The sequence below is a fragment of the Brevundimonas sp. genome (assembly GCF_044336875.1).
In the GTDB taxonomy this organism is placed as follows: Bacteria; Pseudomonadota; Alphaproteobacteria; order Caulobacterales; family Caulobacteraceae; genus Brevundimonas.
The window spans coordinates 183522-206250 of record NZ_JBIIOP010000005.1 but is presented as its reverse complement, the minus strand read 5'-3'; the positions used below and the strand labels follow the sequence as shown (position 1 = coordinate 206250).

Genomic DNA, 22729 nt, shown 5'->3' with positions numbered 1-22729 from the left:
AAATCCGCGAGGCGTCACCCTGCCCTCCCCACCCGGTCTCGCCTACGGCTCGACCACCCTCCCCCGCCGGGGGAGGGAGAAGATCGCGCGCAACCCTCCGCCCCCGCGTCCGTTACCCTCCCCGCTGCCGTCGCAAGCTTCAGCATTTCGATGAACAGGGCTTCATCGGAGCGCCGGAATATGGTCAGGCTCGCGTCATTCCGACGCCAAGCCGGCCGGGCATGACGGCAGGATCGACAACCATCCCGAACGGGAGACTGACCAGATGACCGAACCCACTCGCGCGACCGCCATTGTCGCCCCTGCCGACCTCCAGCGCCGCCAGCTGCTGCTGGGCGCCGGCCTCGTCACCGGCTTCGCGGCCCTGGGCGTCTTCGGCTCGGCCGAGGCCCAGTCCAACCTGTCCGCCGCCGATCGCGCCGTGGTGCAGCAGGCCCAAGGCTATCTCCAGGCCCTGACCTCGGCCCAGGGGACCTTCGTCGAGACCGGCCCCGGCGGCCAGCGTCGCGAGGGCCGTTTCTCGCTGCTGCGTCCGGGCAAGATGCGGTTCGAATACACCAATCCGGCCGGGCTTCTGGTCGTGTCGGACGGCTACAACGTCAAACGCTACGACCCGCGCCTGAACAATTTCCAGCAGGTGCCGCTGGGCCGCACCCCCCTGTCCACCTTCCTGGCGCGCAATGTCCGTCTGGATCAGGGCGTCCGCATCGACCGGGTCACGCGAATGGACTCCGGCGCCTTCGCCATCACCGCGCGGGACCAGAACCGTCCGAACGACGGCTCGGTCGTCCTGGCCTTCGCCGGCAGCCCCATGCGTCTGCACGAATGGACCATCACGGACGCGCAAGGGTCGCGCACCCGCACCCAGCTGACCTCGCTGCAGCCGGCCTCGAACCTGCCCGCCAGCCTGTTCCAGCTGCGCGATCCGACGCGCCGTCCAGGTCGCAACTAAGCGCGGAGACCGGCGAATCACCGTTATCCATCCGTTGCCGGATAATCACAGCCAATAGTCAAATATGACAATTTGACCTTTTCTTTTGGTCGTGACATCAGAACCACAGAACGGCGGCGGCCGTTCTACCGCCATGGAAGTATCCCCTCCCGGCGGCGAGAGAGACGATAAACTTCGATAAGCCCGGCCCGTAGCGGCCGGGCCTTTTTTATGCGCGGCATCCTGCTATTCGGGGCGCATGACCCTTCGCCTCGCCACCTGGAACATCAACTCCGTCCGCCTGCGCATCGACCAGGTCGCGCGGTTCGTCGCCGAGCGCGCGCCCGACGTCCTGATGTTGCAGGAGATCAAATGCACCACGGACCAGTTCCCCCGCGCCGCCTTCGAGGAGATGGGCATGCCCCATCTGCGCGTCGCCGGTCAGAAGGGCTGGCACGGGGTGGCCATCGCCAGCCGCATGCCGCTTGAGGACAGCGACACCTTCCAGGTCTGCAAACTGGGCCACGCCCGCTGTGTCTCGGCCAGCGTCGCCGGGATCGACGTCCAGAATTTCTACATCCCGGCCGGCGGCGACGTGCCGGACCGCGCACTGAACCCCAAGTTCGATCACAAGATGGACTTCTACGAACAGCTGACCGCCATCGTCGCCAAGCAGGACAAGTCGCGCCCCCTGGTCATGGCCGGCGATTTCAACATCGCGCCGGGCGAAGGCGACGTCTTCAATCACCGCTACATGTCCAAGATCGTCAGCCACACCCCGATCGAGGTCGAGACCCTGAACCGGCTCCAGGCGACGGGCGGTTTCGCCGACGTGCTGCGCGACCGTTTCCCCGAGCCGCAGAAACTGGCCAGCTGGTGGAGCTATCGCGCCGCTGACTTCCGCAAGTCCAATCGGGGCCTACGCCTGGACCATATCTGGACCTCGCCCGGCCTGACCCCCGCCGTGGTCAAGGACACCGCCCGGATCCACGACGACGTCCGCGAATGGGACCGCCCCAGCGACCACGCCCCGGTCACGGTGGACCTGGACGTCTGACGCCTCAGTAGACGGCGACCGGCTTCGCGACGGCTGTTTTTCTCCTCCCGCCCGACCCCACCTTCCGCGCCGCCCTGGCCAGACGTTCGACCGCCAGGTCCAGCTGATCCTCGGGCAGGGTGTAGGGCAGGCGCAGGCGGCGTTCGAAGGCGCCGTCGACGCCGAAACGCGGGCCGGGCGCCAGCTTCAGCCCCTCCGCCTCGGCCTGGACCGCCAGGGCCGAACTGACCGGATCGGGCAGACGCGCCCAGATCGACAGGCCGCCGGCCGGACGTGGGCAGATCCAGTCGGGCAGGCGCTCAGTCAGGCGAGCGCGCAGGTGATCCCGCCGGGCCCTCAACAGGGGACGCCGAGCCGCCAGGGCCTTGCCGCCGTCGCTGAGCAGTTCGACCGCCGCCAACTGCTCCAGGATCGGCACTCCCAGGTCGAAACTGGCCCGGCTCTGGGCCAGACGCTGGATCACCGCCCGGTCGGCGCGGATCCAGCCGATCCTCAGCCCGCCCCAGACGCTCTTGGACATGGAGCCCAGCCGCACCACGCGCGGGGCGTCGACCGCCGAGGCGGTCAGGGCCGGCGGGCCGCTGAGGGTCAGGTCGACCAGGGTCTCGTCCAGCACCAGCAGGGTCTCGGATCCCTTCAGCGCCGCCAGAAGCTTCGCCCGGTCCGCCGCCCGCATCATCCGACCGGTCGGATTATTGTGGTCCAGCACCAGATAGGCCAGGGCCGCGCCGCTGCTGCGACAGGCCGCGGCCAGGCCCTCGACGTCCCAGCCCTCATTGCCATCGCTGTCCGGAAGGGCGACGGGCACGGCCCGCCCGCCCGCCGCAAGTATGGCGTCTATGGCCTGCGGATAGGTGGGGTGGTCGAACACCACCGGATCGCCGGGCCGCACCGTCAGCCGCAGCAGATGGACCAGACCGTTGTGCGCCCCGTGGGTGATCAGGATCTGCCCCGGCGAGGTCGGCAGGCCGCGCCGCCGGTATCCGGCCGCCACCGCCTCGCGCAGCGCCTCCAGCCCCGCCGTCTCGTAACCGTGGCCGGGCAGGTTGGCGGGCAGCCGTTCCAGCGCGCGCACATAGGCGGCGTGGACATTGGGATCGGCCGGCAGCACGGCCGAGGTCAGGTCGATCAGGCCCGGCCGTTCGCCGTTGTCCGGCGCCGCCCGCGCGCCATCCGCGCCGGACGGCAGGCGGGTCCGCGCTGCCGCCCCCTGCCCCCCGCCGAGGAAGCCGTCATCCCGCAGTCGGCCATAGGCGGCCGAGACGGTCGTACGGCTCAAACCCAGGGCCTGCGCCATTTCCCGCTCGCCCGGCAGCCGCGCCTCCAGCGGCAGTCGTCCGTCCAGGATCAGAAGTCGTACCGCCCCGGCCAGCTGGCGATAGGCCGGCCCCGCCCCCGGCGCGCGCCAGGCGCCGAGATGGCGGATCAGGGAGACGGGACCGATGGAACGCGCGGACATGGGGCCAGAATGGCATAACTGGCTCTTTTTTCCAGGGCCGGTTTGGGTGAGATTGGCCGCATGATGACCCGTCGTCTGATCCAGCTCTTTCTCGGTCTCGGCCTCTACGGCCTGTCCATCGCCCTGATCGTCCGCGGCGATCTGGGGTTGGATCCATGGGATGTGCTGACCCAGGGCGTGTTCGAACGCTTCGCCGGCCCGGCCGGGCTCAGCTTCGGCCTGGTCGTCAATCTGATCGGTATGGCCGTGCTGCTGCTGTGGATTCCCCTGCGCCAGAGGCCGGGGATCGGCACGGTGGCCAATGTTCTGGTGATCGGCACGGTCGCCAATTTCGGCCTGGACTGGATCCCGTCCGACCTGGCCCTACCGATCCGCGTCGGCCTGTTGGTCGCGGGCGTGGTGCTGAACGGTGTCGCCAGCGGGGCCTATATCGGCGCCGGCCTCGGTCCGGGTCCGCGCGACGGCCTGATGACCGGGATCGTCGCCCGCACCGGCTGGCCGGTGAAATGGGTGCGGACCAGTATCGAATTGGCGGTCGTCGCCGTTGGCTGGCTGCTGGGCGGCTCGGTCGGAATCGGCACCATCCTCTACGCCCTAGCCATCGGCCCCCTGGTCCACCGCTTCCTGCCGCTGTTCACGATCAGACAGCGGGAATCGGCCGAGCCCTAGGGCTGCAGCCGGTAACCGCCCGCGTCGGTCAGCAGCAGGCGCGCCTGACCGGGCTCGGGCTCGATCTTCTGGCGCAGGCGATAGATGTGGGTTTCCAGCGTATGGGTCGTGACCCCGGCGTTGTAGCCCCAGACCTCGGTCAGCAGCTCCTCGCGCGATACGGGCTTGGCCCCGGCGCGATAGAGGTACTTGAGGATGTTGGTTTCCTTCTCGGTCAGCCGCACCTTCTTGCCCTTGGCGTCCATCAGCACCTTGGCGGCGGGACGGAATTCGTACGGGCCGATGGTGAAGACGGCGTCCTCGGACTGTTCGTGACTGCGCAGATGGGCGCGGATCCGCGCCAGCAGGACCGCGAATCGGAAGGGTTTGGTGACATAGTCGTTGGCGCCGGCGTCCAGGCCCAGGATGGCGTCGGCGTCGGCGGCCTGGGCCGTCAGCATGATGACCGGGGTCGAGACCCCGTCCTTGCGCAGCAGGCGGCAGGCCTCGCGCCCGTCCATGTCCGGCAGGTCCACGTCCAGCAGGATGAGGTCGGCGCGCACCTCGCGCCCCATCCGCACCCCGTCCGTCGCGGTCGAGGCCTGAAGAGTCCGGAACTCCTCGTGCAGATTCAACTGCTCCGCCAGCGCCTCGCGCAGGTCGTCGTCGTCGTCGATGATCAGGATGGTCTTGGGCGTGGGCATGGACAGACAATGGCGAGGCTTGGTCCCCGCGCCAAGGCTTGGGGATGCGAATTCACGTCGAGTTACGGCCTAGAGGTTGTTTAGAGGCGATTTCGTTCCCCGAACAACGCCGTTCCGACCCGAACATGGGTCGCGCCGCAGCGGATCGCCGCCTCGTAGTCGCCGCTCATCCCCATCGACAGAACCGCCAGACCATTGCGGGCGGCGATGTCGGCCAGCATTCGGAAATGGGGCTGGGCGTCCTGATCTGCGGGCGGAATACACATCAGCCCCTCGACCGTCAGACCATGGGCGTCCCGCGCCGAGGTGATCAGGGCGTCGGCCTGATCGGGCGGAATTCCGGCCTTCTGCGGCTCGGCGCCGGTATTGACCTGGATCAGGACACGCGGCGATCGGCCGCGCTTCATCGCCGCCTCTGCCAGAGCGCGGGCGAGTTTCTCGCGATCCAGGGTCTCGATGACGTCGAACAGGGCGACCGCGTCCTCGGCCTTGTTGGTCTGCAGCGGGCCGATCAGCCGCAGCTCCAGATCCGCCAGACCGGGGAGACGGTCGATCCAGCGGGCTTGCGCCTCCTGCACCCGGTTTTCGCCAAACACCCGCTGGCCCGTCGCCAACACAGCGTCTATGGCCTCGGGTTCCTGGGTCTTGGACACGGCGGTAAGGATGACCGAGGCCGGATCGCGCCCGGCCGCGCGACAGACGGCCTCGATCCGCGCCCGGACCCCGGCGACCCGATCCGCGATGGACGAAGCAGAAGAAGCGGAGGAAGAAGGGGTCATGATCCTGCCGGCCGGTTACAGCGATGAGGCGCGCGCCCTGTGGGCGGCCGCGACCGCTCTAAACCGCGCCGCCGCCGCTGTCAGCCCGCAGGCGGCGACCCTGTCCCCCCTGCTCTTCTTCACCGATCCGGCCCGCACGCCCCGCCCATGGGAGACGGCGGCCCGCCTGCCTGCCGGATCGGCCATAGTCTTCCGTGCCTTCGGCGCCGCCGACGCGGCCGAGACCGGCCGACGCCTGCGCGAGGTCGCGACCGGGACCGGGGTCCGCCTGCTGGTCGGTCTGGACGCCGACCTGGCCGAAGCGCTCGAAGCCGACGGCCTGCACCTGCCCGAACGGGCGGCGCACCAGGCCCCGGCGATCCGCGCCGCCCGCTCTGACTGGATCCTGACCGCCGCCTGGCACGGCGGCCCGCCCGCCACGGAAGGGCTGGACGCCCTGGTCCTATCGCCGGTTTTCCCGGCCGGAGGCCGCTCGGCCGCCAAACCGCCCTTGGGATTGAACGGTTTTCGAACGCATGTCGCCGAGGCGAACCTGCCCGTCTACGCCCTGGGCGGGATCAAGCCCGGCAATGCGGACAGGCTGATCGGCGCCGGGGCCTGCGGCCTGGCGGGAGTCGAGGCGATCCAGGCGGCCTTCGCCGAACCCGAAATCAGAACTTGAAGATGGTTTCCAAGCGCACGCGCGGCTGGGCGCGGCCATTGGTTTCCGGCGCGCGAGCCGGATCGGCCTCGGGCGAGGCCACGGCGGCGGCGGCGCCGACGCGCAGACGGTCGTTCAGCCGGTAATAGGCGCCGGCCTCGACGTCACCCCAGTCGGTCTCGCGGCCGACTGGCTGGTTCAGGTTGAAATCCAGACCCCAGCGACCGCTGTCGTTCAGGCGCAGGCCGCGGCGTTGTTGCGTCGGCGCATTTCGCTGGGCGGCCTGGGCTTCGGACAGGGAGACGCTGGGCGCGCGGCTCTGTTGCGCCTGAGGCGCGGCGAGCACGGGCGAGGCGGCGGCGAAAGCCACCGTCGCAAGCACCACAGCCGAGAAACCGCCGAAACGCATTCCAAACCCTTCGAACGCCGTCTCACGACGACGTTTCCAACCCTGAACCGACCGAACTGGTCGTGGACACCGCGATTAGACATCGGGGGTCCGCCCGGTCAACGCAACGCGGACCGCATAACGTCGTTCCCTTTCATTGTTGCAGTGCGATGTGGCTCAAGCGTCACGGGAATTGGGCCATTTGGGGTGAAGCTGACAGGAAGCTGTCACAGAACGAGACAATCCGTATCGCGCGCCTTCCGCACTTCGCCCCCGACTTCGCCTTGTCATCGCCCCTTTTGCCCGTGTTATAGAGCCGCGCAGCGGCGCGGATGATTGCGCAGAGCCGTGCGTGCGTGGGGGCCGGTGCCTTCACGTCCCTGAGTTTACGGAGACTTCCTTGATGAGCCTCAACAAGGCCCTGGTTCGCGGCGTCGCCATCGCCCTCGTCTCGGGCGCCGCCCTGAGCGCCTGCTCGAGCATTCCCTTCGTCGGCGGCGGCGACAAGAAGGCCCCCAAGACGAACGTGCAGCAAGGCATCGGCGTCAACGGCTATCTGTGGCGCGCCTCGCTCGACACCCTCAGCTTCATGCCTCTGGTGACCGCCGACCCCTGGGGCGGCGTGATCAACTACGACTGGTACACCAACCCCCAGACGCCGAACGAGCGCTTCAAGGCGACCGTCTTCATCCTGGACACCCGTCTGCGCGCCGACGCGCTGAACGTCACGGTGACCAAGGAAGTGAAGGGCGCCGACGGCCAGTGGACCGCCGCCCCGGTCGCCGCCCAGACCGAGAGCGATCTGGAAAACGCCATCCTGACCAAGGCGCGCCAGCTGAACCTGGCGAATGCAGGCTGAAGGCCGCATTCGCTTCCCTTGTAGGCGCTGACGCCCTTCGGGCTGCTTGAGCGCATTTTTCCTGCGCTATCACCCTCCGGGTTGCTTGAGCGCGGCAAATCTTCTTGGGCGCTGTCGTCCTTCGGGCTAGTTGAGCCGGGAGGGCGTCAGCGCCCTTCTGACTTTCAGGACGACCGTGGCCCGTTACGAACCCAAGACCGCCGAACCCCGCCAACAGGCCCGCTGGGCCGAGGCCTCCGCCTTCGTGACGAAGGACACCGGCCGTCCGAAATACTATGTGCTTGAAATGTTTCCCTATCCTTCGGGGAACATCCATATGGGCCACGCCCGAAACTATGTGATGGGCGACGTGGTGGCGCGGTCGAAACGCGCCCAGGGCTTCGATGTCCTGCACCCGATGGGCTGGGACGCCTTCGGCATGCCGGCCGAGAATGCGGCGATGGAGCGCGGCATCCATCCCAAGGGCTGGACCTATTCCAACATCGCCAACATGCGCGAACAGCTGAAACTGCTGGGCCTGTCGCTGGACTGGTCGCGCGAATTCGCCACCTGCGACCCGGAATACTACGGCAAGCAGCAGGCCTGGTTCCTGGAGCTGTATCGGCGCGGCCTGGTCTATCGCAAGGACGGGGTGGTCAACTGGGATCCGGTCGACAACACCGTTCTGGCCAACGAGCAGGTGATCGACGGCCGCGGCTGGCGTTCCGGCGCCGTGGTCGAGAAGCGCAAGCTGAACCAGTGGTTCCTGCGCATCACCGACTATGCCGACGACCTGATCGACGGACTGAAGACCCTGGACCGCTGGCCCGAGAAGGTCCGGCTGATGCAGGAGAACTGGATCGGTCGCTCCAAGGGGCTGCAGATGACCTGGGCGTTCTCCGGCCAGGCTCCCGCCGGTTATGAAAACGGCGTCGAGATCTACACCACCCGCCCCGACACCCTGTTCGGCGCCAGCTTCCTGGGCCTGGCCCCGGATCATCCGATCTCGAAACAGCTGGCCGACGCCGATCCGCGCGTCGCCGAATTCGTCGCCAAATGCCGCGCGGGCGGCACCTCCCAGGCCGATATCGACCAGGCGGAGAAGATCGGCTGGGACACCGGCCTGAAGGCCGTCCATCCCTTCACCGGCGCCGAGGTCCCGGTCTGGATCGCCAACTTCATCCTGTCGGAATACGGCACGGGGGCCATCTTCGCCTGCCCGGCCCATGACCAGCGCGACCTGGACTTCGCCCGCAAATACGACCTGCCGGTGATCCCGGTCGTCCGCCCCGAGGGCGCCGGCGACGACTTCACCGTCGGTGACGAGGCCTACACAGGCCCCGGCGCCATCTATAATTCCGACTTCCTGAACGGCCTGGACATCGAGGCCGCCAAGGCCGAGGCCATCCGCCGCGTCGAGGCGGCCGGCACGGGCCAGGGCGCGACCATCTATCGCCTGCGCGACTGGGGCGTTTCGCGTCAACGCTACTGGGGTTGCCCGATCCCGATCATCCACTGCCCGTCCTGCGGCCCGGTGGAGGTTCCCGCCTCCCAGCTGCCGGTCGTCCTGCCCGACGACGTCACCTTCGACGTGCCAGGCAATCCGCTGGATCGTCACGCGACCTGGAAACACGTCGCCTGCCCCTCCTGCGGCGGCGAGGCGACGCGCGAGACCGACACCCTGGACACCTTCGTCGACTCCAGCTGGTATTTCGCCCGTTTCACCGATCCGACCGCCGAGGCCCCGATCGACAAGGCCGCCGCCGACCGCTGGCTGCCGGTCGATCAGTATATCGGCGGGGTCGAGCACGCGGTCCTGCACCTGCTCTACGCCCGCTTCGTCACCCGCGCCCTGACCGACGCCGGCCTGATGAACGTCAAGGAACCCTTCGCCGGCCTGTTCACCCAAGGCATGGTGGTCCACGAGACCTACCGGCGGACCGACGGCGCCTGGGTCGAGCCCACTGATGTCGAGCTGAACAACGACAACGGCGTCCGTTCGGCTCGCCAGCTGTCGACCGGCGACGCCCTGGTCATCGGCGACATCGAGAAGATGTCCAAGTCGAAGAAGAATGTCGTCGCCCCGGCCGAAATCCTGGAAAGCCACGGCGTCGACGCCGGTCGCCTATTCGTCCTGTCCGACAGCCCGCCCGAACGCGACGTGCAATGGACCCCCGGCGGCGTCGAGGGCGCCAGCCGCTTCGTCCAGCGCGCCTGGACCCTGTTCGACGCCTATGACCCTGCCTTCGCCGGCGAGGACAAGGCCAACGCCGACCTGCTGCGCGAGACGCACAAGGCCATCAAGGCTGTGTCCGAAGGCGTGGAAGGCTTCCGCTTCAACTCCGCCATCGCCAAGCTCTACGCCTTCGTCGCCACCATCCGCGATGCGACCCGGGCCGGCGGCGACGCCAAGCGTCAGGCCCTGTCGGCCCTGGCCCGTCTGGTCGCCCCCTTCACCCCGCACCTGGCCGAGGAATGCTGGTCGCAGCTCGGAGAGGACGGGATGGTTCTGGACGCGCCCTGGCCCGTGTGGGACGCTGCTCTGGCGGCCGACGACGAGGTGGTCCTGCCCATCCAGATCAACGGCAAGCGTCGCGCGGAAATCCGCGTGCCGCGCGGCATGGAGCCCGCCGAGGTCGAGGCCATCGTCCTGGCCGACGAGACCGTACAGGCGCGTCTGGAGGGTCTGAGCGTGAAGAAGATCGTCGTGGTCAAGGACCGCATCGTCAATCTGGTGGCCGGCTGATGCGTATCGCAGCGGCCTTCGCCGTTCTGGCCTCTCTGGCCCTGTCGGCCTGCGGCTTCACCCCCATGTACGCCGAACCGGCCGTGGGCTCGTCCCTGCGCCGTATCGCCGTCACGACCCAGGACGACCGGCTGGGTTATCGCCTGCGTGAACAGCTGGAGGACGCCCTGGCCTGGGACCGGTCCGCCACGCCCCTGTATCGCCTGACGACCCAGGTCGAGCAAAGCCGCCGCTCGCTGGGCCGCCGGATCGACGACACCGCGACCCGTTACGAACTGACGGTCAAGGCCAGCTGGACTCTGACTCCGGCTGCGGGCGGCACGCCCATCGGCGGGACCGAGACGGTCACCACCACCTACGCCACCGCGGATCAGCCCTATGCCGCCATCGCCGCCCAGCAGGACGGCGAGGAACGCGCCGCCTCCGAACTCGCGCGCCTGATCCGGCTCGACCTCATGCAGGCCCTGTCGAACCAGTGATCCTCGCCAAACGCCCAGAGATCGATCGCTTCCTGAAGGCGCCCGATCCGGCGATCCGGGCGGCCCTGATCCACGGCAAGGACCGGTCCGGCGTCGCTGAACGGGCCGAGATTCTGTGCAGGACGGTCACGCCGGACCTGAACGACCCCTTCAACGTCACCGTCCTGACCGACAGCGACATCGACGGCGACGAGACGAAGCTGGAAGAGGCCCTGACCGCCATGTCCCTGATGGGCGGGCGACGTCTGGTGCGGATCCGGCTGTCGACGGTCAAGCCGGGTGTCGACAAGGCCGTCGCCGCTGCCCTCAAGATCCACGCCGAGGGCGGCTACAACCCCGACGCCATGATGGTGGTCGAGGCCGACCAGCTGGGTCGTGAATCCGCCCTGCGCAAGGCCGCCGAGAAGGAGACGGGGGCCGTCGGCATCGTCTGCTACGAGGACGAGACCGGCGACGTGGCCCGGATGACGCGAGAGGCTTTAGCCGCCGACAAGGTGGGCCTGACCTCAGACGCCCTGGACCGGTTCGTCGCCCGCCTGCCCCGCGAACGCGGCCTGATGCGTCAGGAGATCGAGCGTCTGGCCCTGTTCATCGGCCCCGGCTCGGGCCGCACCATAGACATGGACGAGTTGGAACAGCATCTGGGGGTCGAACCCGACGCCTCCCTGTCCGACGCCGCCCTCCAGGCCTTCGGCGCCCGCCCCGCCCCGGCCCAGTCGGGCCTGCGCCGCGCCTTCGCCGAAGGCGAATCCTCGGTCATGGCCGTACGTTTCGCCGCCATGCACCTGGGAAAACTGCGTCGAATCAATATCCTGCAGGCCAACGGCGCAGGGGCCAAGGAGGCCGCAAAAGCCGCAGGCGTCTTCTGGAAACAGGAGGCCGAAATGCTGCGTCAGGCGCGGTCCTGGCGGCTGGAGGCCCTGGACGAGGTGATGGACAGCATCAACACCGCCGACGTCGCCACCAAGACGACCGGAATGCCGGATCAGCTGATCGCTGAGCGTCTGCTGCTGGAGATCGCCGGCCGGGCCCGCAGATTGGGGCTGTAGTCGCCCTGCCCCATATGTCTCCCCCCAATCGCAGATGGGGAGGTGGCGCGGCGCTCCTTCAGCGCCGTGACGGAGGGGTTCTTAAGGCGCGAAGAACGAAGACCGGTGGGGTGTCCAGAACCCATCCACCGCTGTGCGGTTCCCCTCCCCACTTCGCGGGGAGGAGACGAAGTCACCCTCGCTTCGACGCCTTGCGGAAGGCGGGCTGGGCCATGGCCACATTGCGGGCGGAGACGCTCTTCTCCTCGGCCTTGGCGCCGACCTGGGCGTTGAACCCGTGGCCGGTCTTGGCCTTCTTGGCGGCGAGCGCCTGTTTCAGCTTTTCAGCGGCGGTGGGCGTGTGTTCTTCGGTCATGCGCTCATCCTAGCACGCCCGGCGGCCTATCCCCGCATCAAACGGCGGCACAGGTCGTCTAGCTGCTCCAGCGAGCCATAACGGATGGTCAGTTCGCCCTTGCCGTTCTTGTCGTTCAGCTGAACGTTCAGACCCAGGGCGTCGGCCAGATCCTGCTGCAGGGCGACGACATCAGCCGTCCCCTCGACCGTTCCGGCCGGCTTGGGCTTGACCGGCTTGGGGCCTTCCGCCGCACGACGGGCTAAAGCCTCGACCTGGCGGACGTTCAGACCCTCGTTGAAGGCCTGTTCGGCCAGGGCTGCAGCATTGGGCGCAGTGACCAGGGCGCGGGCGTGACCCGCAGTCAGCTTGCCGTTACGGACGTACCAGAGCACTTCCTCCGGCAGCTGCAACAGGCGCAGGGTGTTGGCCACATGGCTGCGGCTCTTGCCGACGATGCCCGCCACCTGGTCCTGGGTGCGGCCGAACCGTTCCATCAGCACCCGATAGGCGTCGGCCTCTTCTAGCGGGTTCAGGTCGGCCCGCTGGACGTTTTCGATAATGGCGACTTCGAAAACCTCGACGTCGTCCATCTCGTGGACGACGATCGGCACCTCGGTCAGGCGCGCGGCCTGCGAGGCGCGCCAGCGGCGTTCGCCGGCGATGATCTGCCAGACCCCGTCCTCGCCCGGCTGCGACCGCACCAGGATCGGCTGAAGCACCCCCTTGTCGCGGATCGAGGCGGTCAGTTCTTCCAGATGTTCCTGGGTGAAGATCTTGCGCGGCTGGTCCGGATTGGGCTTCAGGCTCTCGATCGGCACGCGCTGCACGCCGGACGGCAGGGTCGCGCCCGACGCCACCGGCGCCTCGACGTTCTCGCCCATAAGGGCCGACAGACCGCGTCCCAGACCTCTTTGTCGTTCAGCCAAGATACTGTTCCGTTTCTTCTACTTGATACCCGAAGGCCGCGATCAGGCGGCGAATTAGGCAGCGAGTTTCAGCCGCTGACGCTCACGCTTCACCACTTCCTTCGCCAGGCGCAGATAGGCCTGGCTGCCGGCGCATTTCAGATCATAGATCAGGGCCGGCTTTCCGAAGGACGGGGCCTCGGCCACGCGCACATTGCGGGGAATGACGCTGTCATAGACCTTGTCGCCGAAGTGAGCCCGCACGTCGTTGGCCACCTGACCCGACAGGGCGCTGCGACGATCGTACATGGTCAGGACCAGGCCCTGGATCTCCAACGATGGATTCAGGCTCTGTTTGACCATGTCGATGGTGCGCATCAGCTGGCTCAACCCTTCCAGGGCGAAGAATTCGCACTGAAGAGGCACCAGCACCGCATCCGCCGCCGCCATGGCGTTCAGCGTCAGCAGGTTCAACGAGGGCGGGCAGTCGATCAGGACATAGTCATACGCGGTAGGGCCGTCGTCGTGAGCACGAAGCGCGTCACGAAGCCGATAGGATCGACGATCCGCCTGGCTCAGCTCAATCTCCACGCCGGACATGTCGGCATCGGCCGGCACGATCCACAGACCTGGAACGGTCGTCTGAACCGCCGCGTCATCAATGATCCGCTGATCCACCACCACATCATATATGGTGACCCGCCGTGTTTCACGTGGAACACCCAGGCCCGTGGAGGCGTTGCCCTGGGGGTCCATGTCCACAATCAGGACCCGCTTGCCGATGGCGGCCAGGGCCGTGCCAAGATTGATGGCGGTCGTGGTCTTGCCCACGCCGCCCTTCTGATTGGATACGGCGAGGACTCGGGCAGGCAGCTTTCTAGCGCTTGGGGCGGGCACGTCGAACACTCCGGACTGTCACGATACGGCCGCGCGGGTCGCTTTGCGACGGGGCCAGTTCAGCGTCGAAATGCCAGGATTTCCTTGCTTCGATCAACTCCGATTCGGCCCTCTCTCCCTTCAGGAACAGACCTTGTGCACCCCTTTCAAAGTAGGGCTGTGCATAACCCAGCAGCTTGTCCATCGGCGCCACCGCGCGGGCGGTGACGATGTCGCATTTGACGGACTGTTCCTCGGCCCGGCCGTTGATCACCGTCGCCGGCAGGGCCAGGGAATCGACGACCTCCTGCAGGAAGCGGCAGCGTTTGCCCAGGCTGTCGATCAGCCAGACATGGCCCCCAGCCCGTCCTTTCATCAATATGGTCAGGACCACGCCGGGAAAACCGGCCCCCGCGCCCAGATCGGCCCAGGTCAGAGCCTCCGGCGCAAGGGTCAACAGTTGGGCGCTGTCCCACGCGTGGCGGTTCCAGAAGTCCGGCAGGCTGTCGGGACCCACCAAATTCATCACCTCATTGGCCTCCGCCAGACGAATGCGGAAAGCCTCCAGATCGGCCATCTGTTCCGGAGTCGCCCCGGTCTTCTGCTGGAAGGCGGCGCGTCCCGCCTCCAGCTTCTCGATCATATCCAGCATCAGGCGGCGACCGCCTTCGGAGCCTTCTTCACATGGGCCAGCAGGGCCGTCAGGGCGCCGGGGGTCATGCCCTCGATCCGTCCGGCCTGGCCCAGGGTGCGCGGCCGGATGCGGGCCAGCTTCTCCTTGACCTCGTTCGACAGACTGCCGACCGCCGCATAGTCCAGATCCTCGGGCAGCAGCAGCTCCTCCTCCGTCCGCAGCGCCTCGGCGTCGATGGCCTGGCGGTCGAGGTAGTTGGCGTAACCGGCGTCGATCTCGACCTGCTCGCGGACCTCCGCGTCCCAGTCGGCCACGGCCGGAACCGCCGCCTCGAAGTTCGTCAAGGTGACTTCCGGGAAGGCCAGCAGCTCGCGCATCGACCGACGGCGGCCGTCGGCGTTGACCGGAATCCCCAGGGCGTTGGCCGCCTTGGGGGTGAACAGGGTTTCACGTGAAACAACACCGGCCACGGACAGTTTCCCGGCCTTGGCCTCGAACCGCGTGCGCCGGGCCTCGCTGACAATGCCCAGGTCGATGGCCAGAGGCGTCAGCCTCTGGTCCGCATTGTCGGCCCGCAGGGTCAGTCGATACTCGGCCCGGCTGGTGAACATCCGATAGGGTTCGGTCACGCCCCGGGTCACCAGATCGTCGATCATCACCCCAATATAGGCCTGGTCCCGGCCCAGGATCACAGGCCCCTGCCCCGCCGCAGATCGGGCCGCGTTCAGCCCGGCCATGAGCCCCTGGGCCGCCGCCTCCTCGTATCCGGTCGTGCCGTTGATCTGGCCGGCCAGATAGAGACCGGGCCGTTTCTTGACCTCCAACGCCGGGCTCAACTCGCGCGGATCCACATAGTCGTATTCGATGGCGTAGCCGTAGCGGAACACCTCCACGGCCTCGAGACCGGGGATGGTCCGCAGGAAGGCCAGCTGGGTCGCCTCGGACACCGAGGTCGAGATGCCGTTCGGATAGACGGTCGGATCGTCCAGCCCCTCGGGCTCCAGGAAGATCTGGTGGCTGGTCTTGTCGGCGAACCGCACCACCTTGTCCTCGATCGAGGGGCAGTACCGAGGTCCCCGGCCCGAAAGCTTGCCGCCATAGACGGCGCTCTCGCCCAGGTTCTCGGCGATGATCCGGTGGGTCTCCTCGGTCGTGTGCGTCACGCCGCAGGCGATCTGCGGCACCTCGATCCTGTCGGTCAGGAAGGAGAAGGCCGAAGGGCTCTCGTCCGCCTGCTGCATCTCCAGCCGGTCCCAGGCGATGGTCCGCCCGTCCAGACGCGCCGGCGTGCCGGTCTTCAGCCGGCCCATCATCAGGTCCGCCGCGTGCAGATCGGCCGCCAGACCCGTCGACGGATCCTCGCCGTGGCGGCCGGCGGGAATCCGTTCCTCGCCGCGATGGATGACCCCGTTCAGGAAGGTGCCGGTCGTCAGGACCACGGCCCCGGCCCGCACGGTCTCTCCTGCCCCGGTCGTGACCCCAATCACCCGGTCGCCGTCCAGCACCAGTCCCTCGGCCGTGCCCGCCATCAGGGTCAGGTTCGGGGTCGCCGCCAGTTCGGCCTGCATGGCTTCGCGGTACAGACGACGGTCGATCTGGCTGCGGGGGCCGCGCACGGCCGCGCCCTTGGACCGGTTCAGCAGACGGAACTGGATGCCCGACACATCGGCCAGCCGCCCCATCACCCCGTCCAGGGCGTCGATCTCGCGGACCAGGTGTCCCTTGCCCAGACCGCCTATGGCCGGGTTGCAGGACATTTCGCCTATGGTCTCCAGCTTCTGGGTCAGCAGGACGGTTCGGGCTCCGGCGCGTGCCGAAGCCGCCGCCGCTTCACAGCCGGCGTGGCCGCCGCCGATGACGACGACGTCGAAGGAGATTTCAGTCGGGGAGTTCATCCGCGCCACATAGGGCAAAAGCACGGATTTCACCAGCGTGGCCGCTCAACAGCCGGTCGGTGAACGCCGGTATAACCTTGGCTGTTTCACGTGAAACACCGGTATGGCTAAGCCAGACTCACTTGCCGATACAGAAGGTCGAGAAGACCTGGCCCAGAATATCCTCAACCCCGATGGCCCCGGTAACCCGCGCCAGGGCTTCGGCGGCGCGGCGGAGATCATCGCCCGCCATCTCCGGCGCGATCTCCAGAGCCGCCCGTCCCGCCTCGACCCCCGCCAGGGCCTCCGTCAGGCGCAGCCGGTGCCGCTCTCGCGTCACGGCCGGGAAGTCGGCGCCGGACAGGTCGCGCGCCAGCCGGGCGGCGATCCAGTCATGCAGGCCGGTCAGCCCCTCCCCGCTCGCCGTGCTGACGCGCACCGTCTCAAAGCCGCTGTCGACATTATCGACGCTCAGGTCCGCCTTGTTGGCCACGACCAGATCGCCGGGCTGGGCGTATTCGGCCGCTGTCCCTTCGGGGTCGCCCGGCGCCCGAACCCACAGACGAAGATCCGCACCCTCCGCCCGCGCCCGCGCACGGCGCACCCCCTCGGCCTCGACCGGGTCGGCGCTGTCTCGCAGACCGGCCGTGTCTGACAAGGTCACGGCGTAGCCGCCGATCACCAGATCAGCGTCCAGCACGTCGCGTGTCGTCCCGGCGATGGGGGTGACGATCGCCGCCTCGCGTGCGACCAGGGCGTTGAACAGCGACGACTTGCCGGCGTTGGTCTCACCGATCAGGACGATGCGATAGCCGTCGCGAACCCGCTCGCCGCGCCGACCGGTGTCGACCGCCCGACGCAGATCGGCCGCCAGCCGCTCCAGCACCGGCCCCGCCGTTCGCGCCAGATTGTCCGGCACCTCTTCATCGGGAAAATCGATCTCGGCCTCGACCAGGGCCAGGGCGTGCAACAGGTCGCGACGGAACCCGGCGTAGGTTTCGCTCAGCTTCCCGTCCAGCTGCCCCAGGGCCTGTTTCGCCTGGGCCGTGGTCTCGGCGTCGATCAGATCGGCCACCGCCTCGGCCTGGGCCAGGTCCATCCGCCCGTTCTGGAAGGCGCGCCGCGTGAACTCTCCCGGCTCGGCAGGCCGCACGCCCAAAGCGATCAAGGCCCGGCTCGCGGCCTCGACGACCGCCCTGCCGCCGTGCAGATGAAGTTCGGCCGAGTCCTCGCCGGTGTAGGAATGGGGGGCGACGAAGCGCAGGACCAGGGCCTGGTCGATATGTTGGCCGTCCTGACTCAGGTCGCGGACCGAGGCCATGCGCGGCTTAAGCTTGGTCGCGCCCAGGGCTTCGAGCGTCGGCGCCACCGCCGGTCCCGACAGCCTCAGCACGGCGATGGCCCCACGACCGGGCGGGGTGGCGAGAGCAAAGATGGTGTCCTGGGTCATTGTATTCCTCCCCCATCGGGGGAGGGGGACCGCGCAGCGGTGGAGGGGGCTGGCCCCAGACACCGGCGGGGCGGCTGGCCCCCTCCACCACCCTTCGGGCGGTACCCCTCCCCCAATGGGGGAGGAGCCGTAATCATTTCACCGCCGCTTCCATCAGACGGCGGAACTGGTCCTGGGCCTGAAGCCCGAAACTGGTCCAGGTCTTCATCAACTCGTCGGGCTGCATGGCGGCGACATTGGCCTCCATCCGCTTCTGCATCTCGGCGACCATGGCCTCGTTCAGCGGGGTCACATCCGGCAACCCCAGAAAGGCGCGGGCCTCGGCCGGGGTGCAATCGATCTCGATCTGAACCTTCATGCCGGGGCCCTCTGTTCCACGTGAAACGTCCGGAGACGGATAACGCGATTACGTATTCATCGACTGGAAGAAGTCCGAATTGTTCTTCGACTGACGCAACTTGTCGAGCAGGAATTCGATCGCGTCCTGCGGACCCATCGGGTTCAGGATGCGGCGCAGGACATAGGTCTTGGCCAGCTGGTCCTTCGGCGTGATCAGGTCTTCCTTGCGGGTGCCCGACTTCAGCACGTCGATGGCCGGGAAGATCCGCTTGTCGGCGACCTTGCGGTCCAGCACGATTTCGCTGTTACCCGTGCCCTTGAACTCTTCGAAAATCACCTCGTCCATGCGGCTGCCGGTGTCGATCAGGGCCGTGGCGATGATGGTCAGAGACCCGCCCTGCTCGACATTGCGCGCGGCGCCGAAGAAGCGTTTCGGCCGCTGCAGGGCGTTGGCGTCGACGCCGCCGGTCAGCACCTTGCCCGACGACGGGACGGTGGCGTTGTAGGCGCGCCCCAGACGGGTGATGGAGTCCAGCAGGATCACCACGTCCTTCTTGTGCTCAACCAGACGTTTGGCCTTTTCGATCACCATCTCGGCGACAGCCACGTGGCGGGTTGCCGGCTCGTCGAAGGTCGAGGCCACGACCTCGCCCTTCACCGTGCGCTGCATGTCCGTCACTTCTTCCGGACGCTCGTCGATCAGCAGGACGATCAGGAAGACCTCGGGGTGGTTCCGCTCGATCGACTTGGCGATGTTCTGCAGCATCACCGTCTTGCCGACGCGCGGCGGCGCCACGATCAGGCAGCGCTGGCCCTTGCCTAGCGGCGCGACGATGTCGATGACCCGGCCCGAACGGTCCTTCAGGGTCGGATCCTGGATTTCCATGTGCAGCCGCTCCTCGGGATAGAGGGGCGTCAGGTTGTCGAACAGGACCTTGGTCTTGACCAGTTCCGGGTCTTCCAGATTGATCGTGTCGACCTTCAGCAGGGCGAAGTAACGCTCGCCCTCGCGCGGGCCGCGCACGGCGCCGTGGACGGTGTCGCCCGAGCGCAGGCCGAAGCGGCGGATCTGCGACGGCGAGACATAGATGTCGTCCGGGCCGGGCAGATAGTTGGCGTCGGGGCTGCGCAGGAAGCCGAAGCCGTCCGGCAGGATCTCCAGCACGCCGTCGGCGATGATCTCGACTTCCTCGTCGGCCAGGGCCTTGAGGATGGCGAACAGTAGGTCCTGCTTGCGCAGGTTCGAGGCGTTCTCGACCTCCAGCTGTTCGGCGAAGGCGACCAGATCGGCCGGCGTCTTCTCGTTCAGTTCGGCCAGGGTGATGCGGCCGTTAGCCACCACCGGTTCGCCGTCCTCGTCGTCCTCGGCCGTAGTGTCCACACCGGAATCGGCGCCGGCGGCCTCGCCAGCCTCATGGGCTGCGCCGTGGTGGGTGGCCTCGACGGCCGGGTCCGTCTCCGGGGTTTCGGGATTAGTGTCGCGGACGTCGGTCATGATGCAGGCTCGCGGTCGCGCGCACGGGGACGTGCGGCGTCGGGTATCTGGAAATGTCTGGCCTTTCGGCCGAAGGGAGGCGCGGCGGGTTCCCGCGGGTCGATACCGGCGGGCGTCGCGAAGAGAGAGGGACCGCCGACGCAAAGGCCGAACGGTTCACCGCCAGCGGAACCACAGGCGGGGGATCAGGTCAAGCGGAGCGTGGCTTCAATATTCTCCCTCCCCGCTCCGAGGAGGGTCGTCTCGCAGCGACGGGGTGGGGGCGGCCCAGAAGGCCGCGCCTTCCTGATGAGAGAATGATCGCTGGGCGTCACTCTGTCGCCCCCACCCGACCTCGCTACACTCGGCCACCCTCCCCGTCCCGGGGAGGGAGAGGTTCAGTCACCTGAAGGTCCATTCCGTCGTCACCGACAGCACCATGACGATCGCCAGGACGAACGGGATCTCGTTGGTCATCCGCCAGAACCTGCCGGAATATTTCGACGTCCCCGCGGCGATCTTCTTCCTCTGTCCGGCCAGAAAACCGTGCCAGCCGGCCAGCAGGAAGACCCCGACCAGCTTGGTCACCATCCAGGGCTGATGCGCGAAGCTCCAGTCCGCCCCCTCGCCGCTCCGCAGCCACAGCAGCCAGCCGCCGAAGACAAAGGCCAGGATCATGGCCGGATTGACGATGATCCGCAGCAGCCGCGTCTGCCAGACCCGCAGCAGACCCTGCATCTCGGACTTCAGCGGCTCGGGCTTGGCGTTTTGTTCGGCGTCATAGGCGTAGAGGCGCGGCAGGAACAGCATCCCCGCCATCCAGGCGATCACCGCCAGGATGTGCAGGCCCCGCACCAGATCATAGGTGTTCATGCCGCTTGTTTCCCTCGCTTGTGGGGACAGGATTTCCAGTCCGCCCGGCATCCCCCGCCGAACGGATTGACCCCGGCGCAGCCCAGAGCGCCCAGCGTCGCCTCGGCCAGAGCCTCGACGAACAGGGGGCTGTCCCCGACAGCTGCCGAGCGCAAATAGGGACTGGCCCCTTTTTCTCGAGCCAGTTCCGCATATTCGATATCCAGCTCGACCAGCGTCTCGACGTGTTCGGAGACGAAGGCGACCGGCGCCACCACCACGCCCAGCCCGTCGTCCGCCGCCGCCTTGATCGCCTCGGGCGTCGACGGCCCCAGCCATTTCATCGGCCCGACCCGGCTCTGGTAGCAGATCTGGTGGTCGATCGGCCCCCGCGCCGCCTCGACCGCAGCGATCACGGCGGCGACGGTCGTCTCGACCTGTTCCTGATAGGGGTCGCCCTTGCCGGTCACCAGTTTCTCGGGGATGCCGTGGGCCGAGAACAACACCCGCACCGGCGCCTCGCCCGCCTGGTCCAGCTTTTCGCAGACCGCCTCGGCCTGGGCGGCGATCCAGCCCCCGGCCTCGGGATAGCAGCAGACGGCCCGGCTGACGCCCGAGCCGGTATAGACCTGGTTCCAGATCTTCAGCGAGGATTCGGTCGTCGTCGTCGAATACTGCGGATACAGCGGCAGCAGCACCACCTCGTCCGGCCCGAACACCGCCACGTCCGCCGCCGTCTCCTCGGTCAGCGGGTTCCAGTAGCGCATGGCGATGAAGACACGGACCTCGTCCCGGTCAAGCCGGGCGTTCAGCACCGCCTCCAGCGCTTCGGCCTGACGGCGGGTCTCGGGCAACAGGGGCGAGCCGCCGCCCATCAGCCGATAATTGGCCTGGGCCGTTTCTTCGCGCCGGCTGGAGATCATCTTGGCCAGGGGCGTGCGGATCAGGCCGGGCAGGCCGATGATGGCCGGATCGTTGAACAGGTTGAACAGGAAGGGTTTCACCGAGGCCTGGTCGTCCGGTCCGCCCAGATTGAACAGGACCACGGCGATGCGGCGGCCCTTCAGCTCGCTCCCCGCCGGTCCGGTCATTGGGCGCCGATCCGTTTCAGCACCTGTTCGACATGGTCGATCGGCACGTCCGGCAGGATGCCGTGGCCCAGGTTGAACACCCACGGTCCCTGGCCCCAGGCCTCCATCAGCTGATCGACGCGGCGGTCCAGCAGATCACCGCCGGCGCGGAGCAGCAGGGGGTCCAGCGCCCCCTGGATCGGCTTGATCGCCTGAACCCGTTTGCCGACCTCCAGGGGGCAGGCGGTGTCCAGGGCCACGGCGTCGACCTCAACCTCCTGCGCATACCGCTCTGCAAGCGCCGCAGAGCCCCGTGGGAAGCCGATCAGGGGCACAGTGACCCCAAGCTCCCGGGTGCGCCTGACAAGCGCCTGGTGGGGCTTCAGGACCAGTCTTTCGAACAGGTCGTCCGGCAGGCCCTCGGCCCAGCTCTCGAAGATCTTCAGCACCTGGGCGCCGGCGTCGGCCTGCATCTTCAGATACCGGGCCGTGGCCTCGACCAGAACCTCCAGCGTCTCGTCCACCCGTTTCGGTTCGGCATAGGCGTAGGTGCGGGCCTGGGCGCGCTCGCCCTTGCCGATGGTCCGGTGTTCGCCGTCCAACATATAGGTGGCCACCGTCCAGGGCGCGCCGGCGAAACCGATCAGGGCGCGCTCGGGCTCAAGAGCTGCGCGCACGATCGACAGGGTTTCGCCCACGGACGACAGGTGCTCACCCGCAGCAGGTGCCAGTTCGGCCATACGGCCGGGGATCGGCATCTCGCCCAGACGCGGCCCCTCCCCCGTCTCGAACCAGACCTCCTGGCCCAGGGCGCGCGGGATCAACAGTATGTCCGCAAAGACGATGGCCGCATCGAAGCCGAACCGACGCATCGGCTGAAGCGTCGCCTCGGCCGCCATCTCGGGGTTCAGACAGAAGGCGATGAAATCCGGCGCCTCGGCTCTCAGACGTCGGTATTCCGGCAGGTAACGCCCGGCCTGACGCATGAACCAGACGGGCGGACGGTCCAGAGTCTCGCCTCGGAGAGCCCGGATCATCACGGGCGTCTGGTCAGGGGTCTGGGTCGGATCGGTCATGCCGGACGATTAAGGTCACAGCCCCCCGCTCTCAATCCCTAATCAGATTAAGAATTAAAAGATTCGAAGTAGCAGGTAGGGCCGTGGAAACCCGGGGAAGACTCTGGCCTCGCCCACGGAACAA

Annotated in this window: 23 protein-coding genes; 8 read left to right on the top strand and 15 right to left on the bottom strand. The window is 67.6% G+C overall.

The window, feature by feature from the left end; all coding sequences use genetic code 11:
- The first annotated feature begins 265 nt into the window (after positions 1-265).
- Together ACIQ1T_RS09290 and ACIQ1T_RS09285 are read left to right on the top strand one after the other, a co-directional pair.
- Positions 266-952: an outer membrane lipoprotein carrier protein LolA gene (locus tag ACIQ1T_RS09290; protein WP_395944255.1), complete on the top strand. Its 687-nt coding sequence runs from the start codon at positions 266-268 to the stop codon at positions 950-952.
- Positions 953-1190: 238 nt separating this feature from the next.
- Entirely contained in the window at positions 1191-1988 is a 798-nt protein-coding gene (locus ACIQ1T_RS09285) for an exodeoxyribonuclease III (protein WP_395944254.1), read from the top strand.
- Positions 1989-1992: 4 nt separating this feature from the next.
- On the opposite strand, the gene ACIQ1T_RS09280 is transcribed toward ACIQ1T_RS09285, so the two are convergent.
- Positions 1993-3447 (bottom strand): PLP-dependent aminotransferase family protein, encoded by a 1455-nt coding sequence (locus ACIQ1T_RS09280; protein WP_395944253.1) that lies wholly within the window; start codon positions 3445-3447, stop codon positions 1993-1995.
- 60 nt (positions 3448-3507) lie between these two features.
- On the opposite strand from ACIQ1T_RS09280, the gene ACIQ1T_RS09275 reads away from it, so the two are divergent.
- Positions 3508-4116: a YitT family protein gene (locus ACIQ1T_RS09275; RefSeq protein WP_395944251.1), complete on the top strand. Its 609-nt coding sequence runs from the start codon at positions 3508-3510 to the stop codon at positions 4114-4116.
- On the opposite strand, the gene ACIQ1T_RS09270 is transcribed toward ACIQ1T_RS09275, so the two are convergent.
- Both ACIQ1T_RS09270 and ACIQ1T_RS09265 read right to left on the bottom strand, forming a co-directional pair.
- Positions 4113-4799: a response regulator transcription factor gene (locus tag ACIQ1T_RS09270; RefSeq protein ID WP_395944250.1), complete on the bottom strand. Its 687-nt coding sequence runs from the start codon at positions 4797-4799 to the stop codon at positions 4113-4115. The two genes, ACIQ1T_RS09275 and ACIQ1T_RS09270, sit on opposite strands and share 4 nt — an antisense overlap.
- A gap of 80 nt (positions 4800-4879) precedes the next feature.
- Complete coding sequence (locus tag ACIQ1T_RS09265; protein ID WP_395944249.1) at positions 4880-5578, bottom strand: YggS family pyridoxal phosphate-dependent enzyme; 699 nt, start codon at positions 5576-5578, stop codon at positions 4880-4882.
- Between ACIQ1T_RS09265 and ACIQ1T_RS09260 the strand changes: the two genes are divergently transcribed.
- Entirely contained in the window at positions 5577-6239 is a 663-nt protein-coding gene (locus tag ACIQ1T_RS09260; RefSeq protein WP_395944248.1) for a thiamine phosphate synthase, read from the top strand. The genes ACIQ1T_RS09265 and ACIQ1T_RS09260 overlap by 2 nt on opposite strands.
- On the opposite strand, the gene ACIQ1T_RS09255 is transcribed toward ACIQ1T_RS09260, so the two are convergent.
- Entirely contained in the window at positions 6229-6627 is a 399-nt protein-coding gene (locus ACIQ1T_RS09255; protein WP_395944247.1) for an NtrZ family periplasmic regulatory protein, read from the bottom strand. The two genes, ACIQ1T_RS09260 and ACIQ1T_RS09255, sit on opposite strands and share 11 nt — an antisense overlap.
- A 382-nt stretch (positions 6628-7009) precedes the next feature.
- Between ACIQ1T_RS09255 and ACIQ1T_RS09250 the strand changes: the two genes are divergently transcribed.
- The 4 genes from ACIQ1T_RS09250 to holA all read left to right on the top strand — a co-directional run bounded on the left by ACIQ1T_RS09250 (position 7010) and on the right by holA (position 11718).
- Positions 7010-7465 (top strand): DUF3576 domain-containing protein, encoded by a 456-nt coding sequence (locus ACIQ1T_RS09250; RefSeq protein ID WP_395944246.1) that lies wholly within the window; start codon positions 7010-7012, stop codon positions 7463-7465.
- Between the two features lie 175 nt (positions 7466-7640).
- Positions 7641-10190 carry a leucine--tRNA ligase gene (leuS, locus tag ACIQ1T_RS09245; protein WP_395944245.1) on the top strand — a complete coding sequence of 850 codons (2550 nt, stop codon included), beginning with the start codon at positions 7641-7643 and terminating at the stop codon, positions 10188-10190.
- Positions 10190-10669 (top strand): LPS assembly lipoprotein LptE, encoded by a 480-nt coding sequence (gene lptE, locus ACIQ1T_RS09240; protein WP_395944244.1) that lies wholly within the window; start codon positions 10190-10192, stop codon positions 10667-10669. Before leuS ends, lptE begins: the two co-directional genes overlap by 1 nt.
- On the top strand, positions 10666-11718 hold the full coding sequence (gene holA / locus ACIQ1T_RS09235; RefSeq protein ID WP_395944243.1) for a DNA polymerase III subunit delta: 1053 nt from the start codon (positions 10666-10668) through the stop codon (positions 11716-11718). The genes lptE and holA overlap by 4 nt, the downstream gene beginning before the upstream one ends.
- Positions 11719-11890: 172 nt before the next feature.
- On the opposite strand, the gene ACIQ1T_RS09230 is transcribed toward holA, so the two are convergent.
- The 11 genes from ACIQ1T_RS09230 to hemE form a co-directional block, all read right to left on the bottom strand.
- Positions 11891-12073, bottom strand: a complete 183-nt coding sequence (locus tag ACIQ1T_RS09230; protein WP_395944242.1) for a hypothetical protein — start codon at positions 12071-12073, stop codon at positions 11891-11893.
- Positions 12074-12099: 26 nt separating this feature from the next.
- Positions 12100-12981 carry a ParB/RepB/Spo0J family partition protein gene (locus ACIQ1T_RS09225; RefSeq protein ID WP_395944241.1) on the bottom strand — a complete coding sequence of 294 codons (882 nt, stop codon included), beginning with the start codon at positions 12979-12981 and terminating at the stop codon, positions 12100-12102.
- Positions 12982-13035: 54 nt separating this feature from the next.
- Positions 13036-13833, bottom strand: coding sequence for a ParA family protein (locus tag ACIQ1T_RS09220; protein WP_395944270.1), 798 nt, complete (start codon positions 13831-13833; stop codon positions 13036-13038).
- A 4-nt stretch (positions 13834-13837) separates the two neighbouring features.
- A complete protein-coding gene (gene rsmG / locus ACIQ1T_RS09215; RefSeq protein ID WP_395944240.1) occupies positions 13838-14488 on the bottom strand; it encodes a 16S rRNA (guanine(527)-N(7))-methyltransferase RsmG in 651 nt (216 codons plus the stop codon).
- Entirely contained in the window at positions 14488-16365 is a 1878-nt protein-coding gene (gene mnmG, locus ACIQ1T_RS09210; RefSeq protein WP_395944269.1) for a tRNA uridine-5-carboxymethylaminomethyl(34) synthesis enzyme MnmG, read from the bottom strand. Before mnmG ends, rsmG begins: the two co-directional genes overlap by 1 nt.
- A 118-nt stretch (positions 16366-16483) precedes the next feature.
- Entirely contained in the window at positions 16484-17794 is a 1311-nt protein-coding gene (gene mnmE / locus ACIQ1T_RS09205) for a tRNA uridine-5-carboxymethylaminomethyl(34) synthesis GTPase MnmE (protein WP_395944239.1), read from the bottom strand.
- A gap of 133 nt (positions 17795-17927) precedes the next feature.
- Positions 17928-18152: a DUF6489 family protein gene (locus tag ACIQ1T_RS09200; protein ID WP_395944238.1), complete on the bottom strand. Its 225-nt coding sequence runs from the start codon at positions 18150-18152 to the stop codon at positions 17928-17930.
- Positions 18153-18200: 48 nt separating this feature from the next.
- Positions 18201-19628, bottom strand: a complete 1428-nt coding sequence (rho, locus tag ACIQ1T_RS09195) for a transcription termination factor Rho (RefSeq protein ID WP_395944237.1) — start codon at positions 19626-19628, stop codon at positions 18201-18203.
- 381 nt (positions 19629-20009) lie between these two features.
- Positions 20010-20480 carry a CopD family protein gene (locus ACIQ1T_RS09190; protein ID WP_395944236.1) on the bottom strand — a complete coding sequence of 157 codons (471 nt, stop codon included), beginning with the start codon at positions 20478-20480 and terminating at the stop codon, positions 20010-20012.
- Positions 20477-21550 carry a ferrochelatase gene (hemH, locus tag ACIQ1T_RS09185; RefSeq protein WP_395944235.1) on the bottom strand — a complete coding sequence of 358 codons (1074 nt, stop codon included), beginning with the start codon at positions 21548-21550 and terminating at the stop codon, positions 20477-20479. Before hemH ends, ACIQ1T_RS09190 begins: the two co-directional genes overlap by 4 nt.
- The gene (gene hemE, locus ACIQ1T_RS09180) at positions 21547-22605 is read right to left on the bottom strand and encodes a uroporphyrinogen decarboxylase (protein ID WP_395944234.1); all 1059 of its coding nucleotides are present in this window, start codon (positions 22603-22605) and stop codon (positions 21547-21549) included. Before hemE ends, hemH begins: the two co-directional genes overlap by 4 nt.
- Positions 22606-22729 lie beyond the last annotated feature (124 nt).

Bases quoted from the DNA above. Each gene is read 5' to 3' on its own strand.
- ACIQ1T_RS09290 (WP_395944255.1), top strand. From the start codon at position 266: ATGACCGAACCCACTCGCGCGACCGCCATTGTCGCCCCTGCCGACCTC.
- ACIQ1T_RS09285 (WP_395944254.1), top strand. From the start codon at position 1,191: ATGACCCTTCGCCTCGCCACCTGGAACATCAACTCCGTCCGCCTGCGC.
- ACIQ1T_RS09280 (WP_395944253.1), bottom strand. From the start codon at position 3,447: ATGTCCGCGCGTTCCATCGGTCCCGTCTCCCTGATCCGCCATCTCGGC.
- ACIQ1T_RS09275 (WP_395944251.1), top strand. From the start codon at position 3,508: ATGATGACCCGTCGTCTGATCCAGCTCTTTCTCGGTCTCGGCCTCTAC.
- ACIQ1T_RS09270 (WP_395944250.1), bottom strand. From the start codon at position 4,799: ATGCCCACGCCCAAGACCATCCTGATCATCGACGACGACGACGACCTG.
- ACIQ1T_RS09260 (WP_395944248.1), top strand. From the start codon at position 5,577: ATGATCCTGCCGGCCGGTTACAGCGATGAGGCGCGCGCCCTGTGGGCG.
- ACIQ1T_RS09265 (WP_395944249.1), bottom strand. From the start codon at position 5,578: ATGACCCCTTCTTCCTCCGCTTCTTCTGCTTCGTCCATCGCGGATCGG.
- ACIQ1T_RS09255 (WP_395944247.1), bottom strand. From the start codon at position 6,627: ATGCGTTTCGGCGGTTTCTCGGCTGTGGTGCTTGCGACGGTGGCTTTC.
- ACIQ1T_RS09250 (WP_395944246.1), top strand. From the start codon at position 7,010: ATGAGCCTCAACAAGGCCCTGGTTCGCGGCGTCGCCATCGCCCTCGTC.
- lptE (WP_395944244.1), top strand. From the start codon at position 10,190: ATGCGTATCGCAGCGGCCTTCGCCGTTCTGGCCTCTCTGGCCCTGTCG.
- ACIQ1T_RS09230 (WP_395944242.1), bottom strand. From the start codon at position 12,073: ATGACCGAAGAACACACGCCCACCGCCGCTGAAAAGCTGAAACAGGCG.
- rsmG (WP_395944240.1), bottom strand. From the start codon at position 14,488: ATGCTGGATATGATCGAGAAGCTGGAGGCGGGACGCGCCGCCTTCCAG.
- mnmG (WP_395944269.1), bottom strand. From the start codon at position 16,365: ATGAACTCCCCGACTGAAATCTCCTTCGACGTCGTCGTCATCGGCGGC.
- mnmE (WP_395944239.1), bottom strand. From the start codon at position 17,794: ATGACCCAGGACACCATCTTTGCTCTCGCCACCCCGCCCGGTCGTGGG.
- ACIQ1T_RS09200 (WP_395944238.1), bottom strand. From the start codon at position 18,152: ATGAAGGTTCAGATCGAGATCGATTGCACCCCGGCCGAGGCCCGCGCC.
- rho (WP_395944237.1), bottom strand. From the start codon at position 19,628: ATGACCGACGTCCGCGACACTAATCCCGAAACCCCGGAGACGGACCCG.
- ACIQ1T_RS09190 (WP_395944236.1), bottom strand. From the start codon at position 20,480: ATGAACACCTATGATCTGGTGCGGGGCCTGCACATCCTGGCGGTGATC.
- hemH (WP_395944235.1), bottom strand. From the start codon at position 21,550: ATGACCGGACCGGCGGGGAGCGAGCTGAAGGGCCGCCGCATCGCCGTG.
- hemE (WP_395944234.1), bottom strand. From the start codon at position 22,605: ATGACCGATCCGACCCAGACCCCTGACCAGACGCCCGTGATGATCCGG.